5 protein-coding genes and 2 tRNA genes are annotated in these 7,190 nt (G+C 63.5%); all 7 read right to left on the bottom strand.

The features are described from left to right. Positions 1-333 precede the first annotated feature (333 nt). The gene (locus AAFX91_RS17900) at positions 334-1,485 is read right to left on the bottom strand and encodes an SPFH domain-containing protein (RefSeq protein ID WP_394567298.1); all 1,152 of its coding nucleotides are present in this window, start codon (positions 1,483-1,485) and stop codon (positions 334-336) included. 340 nt (positions 1,486-1,825) lie between these two features. Next, positions 1,826-1,891, bottom strand: a tRNA-Asn gene (locus AAFX91_RS17905). A 5-nt stretch (positions 1,892-1,896) separates the two neighbouring features. Next, positions 1,897-1,968 (bottom strand) — tRNA-Leu (locus AAFX91_RS17910). Positions 1,969-2,168: 200 nt separating this feature from the next. Beyond that, entirely contained in the window at positions 2,169-2,912 is a 744-nt protein-coding gene (gene lepB, locus AAFX91_RS17915) for a signal peptidase I (protein WP_130581720.1), read from the bottom strand. A gap of 137 nt (positions 2,913-3,049) precedes the next feature. Further along, a complete protein-coding gene (locus AAFX91_RS17920) occupies positions 3,050-4,207 on the bottom strand; it encodes a DUF2778 domain-containing protein (RefSeq protein ID WP_394567299.1) in 1,158 nt (385 codons plus the stop codon). Positions 4,208-4,473: 266 nt separating this feature from the next. Then, positions 4,474-5,817 carry an RtcB family protein gene (locus AAFX91_RS17925; RefSeq protein WP_130581718.1) on the bottom strand — a complete coding sequence of 448 codons (1,344 nt, stop codon included), beginning with the start codon at positions 5,815-5,817 and terminating at the stop codon, positions 4,474-4,476. Between the two features lie 415 nt (positions 5,818-6,232). Continuing rightward, complete coding sequence (locus AAFX91_RS17930) at positions 6,233-6,928, bottom strand: DUF899 family protein (RefSeq protein ID WP_394567300.1); 696 nt, start codon at positions 6,926-6,928, stop codon at positions 6,233-6,235. Between the last annotated feature and the right edge of the window lie 262 nt (positions 6,929-7,190).

The following is a 7,190-nucleotide window of genomic DNA, read 5'->3' on the forward strand; positions in this document are numbered from 1 at the left end:
CACCCGTGGATAGAAAATAGCCTAGAATGCCCTCTCGAACTGTCAAGCTTCAACACGGCCCCTGGGCGCGGCCTTTTGTGTTCCCCCGCCGAAAGGCGATCGTCTCGGAGTGGATCGATTTTGCCCGGAAATTGCGACCTGTGTTCTCGGATGAATGGATTCCGGGCTCGATGCTTCGCATCGCCCCGGAATGACGAGGGATAGACTCTCTCTCGTCATTCCGGGGCGGCGCACCGCGCCGAACCCGGAATCCATTTCACCGCTTGCGCGGACCTATCCGTTCCGTTCCGCGCAACGACGTAAGGAAGGGCCGCCCGTGGGCGGCCCTTCCTCTCACGCACTCTCCGCGGGCCTCAGGCGAACCAGCCTGGTGAGCAGGGCATCAAAGCCCTGCCCGTCGCCCGCATGCAGGTCGATGCGGCCGACCTTCTCGACCAGTCGCTCCAGCGACTCCAGTTCCTTGAGCCGGAGCAGCAGAGGGTTCTCCTCCATCAGGCGGGCGGTGTTCAGGAGCGAACGCGTCGCCGCGGTCTCCTCCTGCCGGCGGATCAGGTTCGCCTTCGCGACCCGCTCCGCCTCCACCACCTTGTTGACAAGCTCGCGGATCTCGCCGGGCAGGATCACGTCCTTCACGCCGAGCTCCGTCACCTCGACACCAGAGTCCGCGACACGCTCGCGGACATAGTCCCGAAGCTCCGCATCGAGCACCGCCTTCGCCGACAGCACCTCGTCGAGCGTGCGGCCGGCGACCGCCTCGCGGATCGCGAACTGCACCAGGCGGTACAGCCACGCATCCACGTCAGGCACCGTCGCCTCCACCCGCTCGGGGTCGACGATCCGGCGAAACGCCGTCAGCGTCACCCGCAGCGCGATGCGATCCTTGGTCAGCATCTCCTGCGCGGTGATCTCGATCGCCTGGGGACGCAGATCGAGGCGCTTCACCTCAATCTTGCGACCGGCGATCCAGAAGGCGTGCCGACCGGGCGCCAGCCGCTCCACCAGACGGCCGTCGACATAGAGCAGGCCAGCCTCGTGGTTCTCGACCACCGCCTCGGTGATAACGCCGATCCGCTGACGCTCGATCATCGCCAGATGCCGCGCATCGACGCGAGGATCGACCGCCACGTCGATGCGCTCGACGTCAACAGCGGTTGCGACCTTCCAGTAGACGCGCACCTGCCAGGGCGTCATCAGGTGCACGGGACGCCCGTCGAGGCTGACGATCGCGATCTCGTTCGCCTTGGTCTCGACCGCCTCGAACAGCGCCGCCGCAAGATCAGGCCGCGCAGCCTTCAGCACCGCGTAGCGATCCGCGGGGAATTCGGTGCGGACGACGTTGAACATCTCCGCCGTCAGGCGGCCGAAGGGATCGAGCAGGCGATGACGACCGGGCTCAAGCACGCGCTCGAGCCTGCCGTTGCGCGTCAGCAATGCGCGCTCACCATCCTTCACCGTCAACTGCGTCGTCAGCAAATGCCAGGTCATGGCACGCCTCCATCATTGGCGCTCCGGCCTTGCGGCCACAGAGCGGGTTTCGTTTGCAAAGGATGTCGAGGACGCGGACGCGGCTTCCTGAGAGATCGGCGGGCCGGGTTTGAGCTTGCACGATGACGGGCGCACGCACGCGAGCGCGCGACGCGTGTCGAGCGATCGAACGGAGCCACCCGGCATCAGCGCAAGCGGTATCCACCGCGGCGCAAAGCCGGTTCTCACAGTGTCTAAGTTCGGACGAAAAGCCCTTTTGGGCGATGCGGCCGGACTGCGACTGAAGCGCGCGTCCGGTCCCCTTTCAGAGGTATCAGCGTTTCAGGCTGAAACGGAGCGCTGGAGCGGGATTCGAACCCACGACCCGATGAGTAATAGTCACCTGCTCTACCAAACTGAGCTATCCTTTGTTGGTGCAAGAGATCGGAATCGAACCGATGCCTTCGGGTGTTACCCCGACGCTCTCCATGAGCCACATCCTGCGTCTTCATTCGGCGGAACACGAAACCGGAAACCGGCCCGCGCCAGTCGGGTCTCAACGAGCCCGAACCCATGGCCTAGCGAAGGAGCGCGCTAATAAATGAAACATCTCCAAGTTGCAAGAGCGCGCGCGAGATTTTTCGTCATGCTGCAGCCGCTGTAGCTCCGCGATCACACAATGAGGTACGGCAATACGGCGACGCTCAATGCACGCGCGAGCCTATGCGCTCGGTGCGGACAGTGCCCGTGGGTGAGCGGGAGTAGAAGATCAGCCCTGCGCGACCGATGATGTTTTCGAGCGGGATATAGCCGACGGCCGACATCACGCGACTGTCGGTCGAATTATCGCCATTGTCGCCGAGCATGAAGAAATGGCCGGCAGGCACCGTGTAGATGCTGGTATTGTCGTAGAAGCCGTTGTCGATACAGTCGAGCGTTTCGTAGCTAACGCCGTTCGGCAGCGTTTCACGCCAACGCCGCGTCGTCGGCTTGTCATTTCCGCAAGGATCTTCGCCGACGAAATCCGGCAGGCGTTCCCGCGCCACGGTGGCGCCGTTGATGGTGAGCTGCCCGTCCCTGACCTGGATGCGGTCCCCCGGCAAACCCACGACACGTTTGATGTAGTCGACGCGGTCGTCCTTCGGCAGACGGAAGACAACCACGTCGCCGCGCGCAGGGTCCGATCCGAAGATGCGTCCTGAAAACAGCCGGGGAGAAAACGGGAAGGAATAATGCGTGTAGCCGTAGGCGAACTTCGAGACGAACAGGTAGTCGCCTTCCAGCAGCGTCGGGGCCATCGAGCGCGCGGGAATGCTGAAGGGTTGAAACAGCAAACTTCTAAACACCACCGGGGAGAGGATCGGAATCGCGAGCACGACTGCCGCGACGATCAGCAATATCTTACCCCACCGCCGACTTCTTCGGCCCGTTTCCTGCACCAACGTCATGCCCCGCCCCATTCCGACATGTACGTTTTCGAACATACACGGGGCGAAGTTCCGCGCAATTGCTTTGCACGGGACGTGCTATGGATTCACGGTTCGCGCCTGAAATACCATTGAATCGCGCTTGACGCGCGTCAGCGTCACTGCACCCTCGCCAGCACCGCGAGCCGGCGGATGCCCTTATTCCGGTACGCATCCAGGAACGCGTAGTAGTTCTTGAAGGAGACGCACCCGTTGGAATCGCCGTTGGGCCCGAGCATGTAGGTGTGCGCGAGCAGGCCGGCGCGGCCGTAGATCTTGTCCTCGCCGCCGATCGGCGTCAGGCGCAGCGCGGGCACGCCGTGGAAGAGCGCTTCGCGCGGCTTGAGCTCGTAGATGTGCGGCGGCGTCACGCCCTGCATGCGGACATGCGCGTAGCGGACGTCGTCGATCTTGGAGCCGAGGCCGGAATGCGCCTCGAGCCGGGTGCCGTCGGGCAGATACACGGTCTTGGTGGCGATGTCGTAGACGGCGGTCTGGCGGTCATAGGGTGGCGAGCCGCCGTTCATCGGGTTCTGGCTCAGCGTCGAGGGAATGCTGGCGGTGACGTTGGCGTCAGCGGAGGCGAACGACAGCAGCGAGCCCGAAGACTCGCGCTTGCCCCAGAGCTTCTCGACGATCGACTGCCTCTCGCCTGAGGCGATCGACATCACCGCCGCCTTGGCGCGCGCCGCCATGTCGCGGACGCCCGACGATTTTGCTGCGGGCTTGGTGTCAACCGGCGCGGCCGGCGTGTTGAGCGCGACTTGCAGCGAGGTCGCCGCTTCCTTCTTCGCCGCTTCAACCCCCTTCGGCGCAGCACCTGCCTTCGCTTCGGCGAGCTTGGCTGCGGCGGCTGGCTTCGACGCTTCCGCGATCTTCGGCGCTTCCGCCGGCGGTGCGGTCTCGGCCGCCCGTGACTCCACGCCCTCCGGAGCGGCGGCCGCAAACCTTTCGTTAAACATAATCGAAGCCGAGCTTGGCTCAGGCTTCGACAAGGTCGGCGGCGGTGGCGGCAGCGACGCGAACATGTCGTTGAAGGACGGCGTCGAACGCGCGGCGACCGCAGCCTCCCGCTTCACGACCGGCGCCTCATAGGCGGCACTGCCCATCGAGGGATAGACGTTCGCCGCGAAGATATTGGTGTAGACGGTCCAGGCGCAGCCGACCACGAGCGCCGCGACCGCGGCGCTGCCAATGAAATGGTGAGGGAGGACTTTCCGGGAAGATTTTTTGCGGGAGGGCGCCGCAAAGCCAAACGCACCGGTACTCGTACTCATTCGCCTTGCGTCCAGAACAGTTCCACTTCTTCCTCTTTGAGAGCGCGGGACAACTTCCGCCGGAGCGTCTCGCAGAGGCGCGAAGCGTCATTAAGGCGACTTTTAGTTAAATGCGGATTAAACGCAGGCAGATCTGAGGCGCACGTGAAAGCCAGGAATGTTCCGCGAACATTTCACGTATTTTTGCGGGGATTTTGGGGATTTTGGGGCAATGAGACATCAGACATACCGGGCCTGATGTCTCATTTCGTGTCACCTGAATCAAGTTAATCCTTGAACGGATCGAACTCGTTCTCGCCGGCCATGGCGACCGCGAAAGGACGCAAGGTGTGCCGCACCTTGACCGAACCGGCATGCTCGGCCAGCACCTCTGGCAACCTCCGATAGGCCATCGGGCTCTCGTCGAGGTCGGCACCTATCAAGGTGACGCCGCGCGACTTCAGCCACGCGTCCATCTCGGTGCGCGTGAACCTTCGCTTGGCTTCCTTGCGGCCAAACAACCGGCCCGCGCCATGCACCGTCGAATAGAGCGAAGCCTTGGCCTCCTCGCTGTCGACGCCCTCGACGATCACGGCATCATCACCCATCGACCCACCGATGAAGCCACGCTGGCCCGGAAACGCCGGAGTCGCGCCCTTGCGGACGACCCACAATTCCTTGCCGCCATGGTTCTCGCGCCAGGCGTAGTTGTGATGGTTATGGACCATGTCGGTGACCTCGCCACCAATGATCTTGCGCACGCGCTCGATCACCCACTCGCGACCGGCATAGGAATAGCGCCCGGCGAGTTGCATCGCCGCGATGTAGCGCCGTCCGATCTCGCTATCCTCGTCGATCACGGCCGGCGGCACATTCATGCCATCCTTGCCACCAGCCGCCTTGAGATAGCGGGTCGCGCTCGTATGCCCGAGGCCGCGGCTGCCGAAGTGCACGCCGATCCAGACAAAGCCCTCCTCGTCGCGCATCAGATCGACATAGTGGTTGCCGGAGCCGACGGTGCCGAGTTGCGAGACCGCCTTCTGCCGGTACGCGCCCATGTCGGACTCGCGCCAGGTATCGCCATCGTCGAACAGCGCATGCTCGACGCGCTCGTCATTGGTGCGGCCGATGCCGAACGAGATCGTCTTGTAAACGTCGCGAATGATCGTACCGACATTGCCTTCGATCTGGCTGAACCGGGTGTCGAGCCGTACGGCCATGTTGCCGCATCCGATGTCGAAGCCGACGCCGGAGATGCTGATCTGCTTCTCATAAGCGATCACGCCGCCGACCGGCTGCGCGTAACCCAGATGGCCATCGGCACAGATCACGCCAGCCACGACGTTGCCGACCGCCATGCAGTTACGCATTTGCGCGACCGTCACGTCGTCATGCTTGCCGAAGATCTTCAGCGGGCTGCTCTGGTACTGCGCATCCTGCGGCCTGTTGGTCGCGATGTCGGCGGCAGTCGCCTGCGCTTCGCGCGCAAGACGCTCCTTGCGCGCGGCATCACGAAACGTGCACCACGTCGGCATCGGACGCTGGCCCGGCCGGTCGATCTTCGCATCGGGGTCGAGCCCCGCCTCAATCGCCAGTTGCCTGGCTCGCTCCTGGTATGGATCGGATCGCATGTGATCCCCTTCCCTGCATTTCACTTTCATTCCGAAAGCTCTTTCAAGCTTCCAAATGACCCATGTCGGCTGCGACATCGGCCGGTTTGGTCTTGCAGGCAGGGAGGTTTTTGCGAGGTGCAACGCGCTGCAGCGGGCGCTTTGCGGGTATTCTCTCTGCCTGGACGGCAGAGGAAAAACCCGCTGCCGTCTATACTGCTGATTTAACTGCGATGCAGCGCGCGTCTGTTGACACCACGCGCAGCAGATGCTGACCCGGCCGACTGACCGGCAGGCCTGCATGCTGTGATAGTGCGGAGTCGAAGCGTTGCATCGTCGTCTCGTAAGAACGGCAGAAGTGCACGATCAAATACATCAATCCGCGGATTTGTAAATAGCGCTTGCACGCACTGGGTGTGAGCACCGCTCCTCGCGCTCAGTAACTCAACTTCGGATACCAGTCCGTGCCGCGGCCCTCCGGCGTGGTGTCGAGGATGGTCCAGAGCGGATCGATATCAGGCGCGCCGCGCGGGTCTTGGCCGGGGTCGGACATCTTCGGTCCCATCTCGCCCGACCAGAAATGGCGGATGGTGCCGTTGCGCCGCGTGAAGACGTTGTAGTCGGGCGCATCGGCATCGGCCGCGCTGACGTAATCGCGCGTGTAGTCGCCGGACATATCCGAGAAGATCCTGTGCTGCGTCCAGCCGCGCGCCTGCTTCGCCGCGACCAGCCGCTCGATCGGCGAGCGCGCCACGAACACGAAGGCGATGCGCTGCTCGACATCGGGCAGCTTGGCTTCCCAGGTGCCCATGAACGAGGTGCACATCGGACACGGCTTCTCACGCTGCGGCCCGAACATGTAGCTGTAGATCACGAGCGTCTGCTTATCGCCGAACAGCTCGGGAAAACCGACCTGGCCGCCCTCGCCGATGAACTCGTAAGCCTTCGTCACCTCGCCGCCCGGCGGCAACGCCCGGCGCAGCTCGGCGACACGCGCGATCTGGCGGCGCAGCTCGATTTCTTCGATGAGCAGCGCCTGCCGCGCCAGGCGATATTCCGCGCTCTCATTCGGGTGGCGCGTGGTGTTGGTGGCGGCAAGCTCGGCGGCGGGTTTCAGGATGGAACTGGTCATGACGGAACCTCGCTGGTTGGCGATATCTCGTAGAAGACGTTCCTGGAGGCGCGAAGACGACATGCTTGCTAAAAAATTCTGCTCGTCGTCACCCGCCACCGGGTCGGCGCGTACGCGCCGCCCGATGACAGGCTCCGGCGGGTGACCCAGTATTCCACAGCGGCAACTGGAGCCGAAGCGCCGCTGATCGGGATAGGGGGAAGCCTCGCGGCTTCGCCCCTCCCACACCACCGGACGTACGGGTCCGTATCCGGCGGTTCGG

The organism is Bradyrhizobium sp. 31Argb, assembly GCF_043638955.1.
In the GTDB taxonomy this organism is placed as follows: Bacteria; Pseudomonadota; Alphaproteobacteria; order Rhizobiales; family Xanthobacteraceae; genus Bradyrhizobium.

What these genes read in the sequence shown, in the direction of transcription:
- AAFX91_RS17900 (WP_394567298.1), bottom strand. Translation starts at nt 1,485, where the DNA reads ATGACCTGGCATTTGCTGACGACGCAGTTGACGGTGAAGGATGGTGAG.
- lepB (WP_130581720.1), bottom strand. Translation starts at nt 2,912, where the DNA reads ATGACGTTGGTGCAGGAAACGGGCCGAAGAAGTCGGCGGTGGGGTAAG.
- AAFX91_RS17920 (WP_394567299.1), bottom strand. Translation starts at nt 4,207, where the DNA reads ATGAGTACGAGTACCGGTGCGTTTGGCTTTGCGGCGCCCTCCCGCAAA.
- AAFX91_RS17925 (WP_130581718.1), bottom strand. Translation starts at nt 5,817, where the DNA reads ATGCGATCCGATCCATACCAGGAGCGAGCCAGGCAACTGGCGATTGAG.
- AAFX91_RS17930 (WP_394567300.1), bottom strand. Translation starts at nt 6,928, where the DNA reads ATGACCAGTTCCATCCTGAAACCCGCCGCCGAGCTTGCCGCCACCAAC.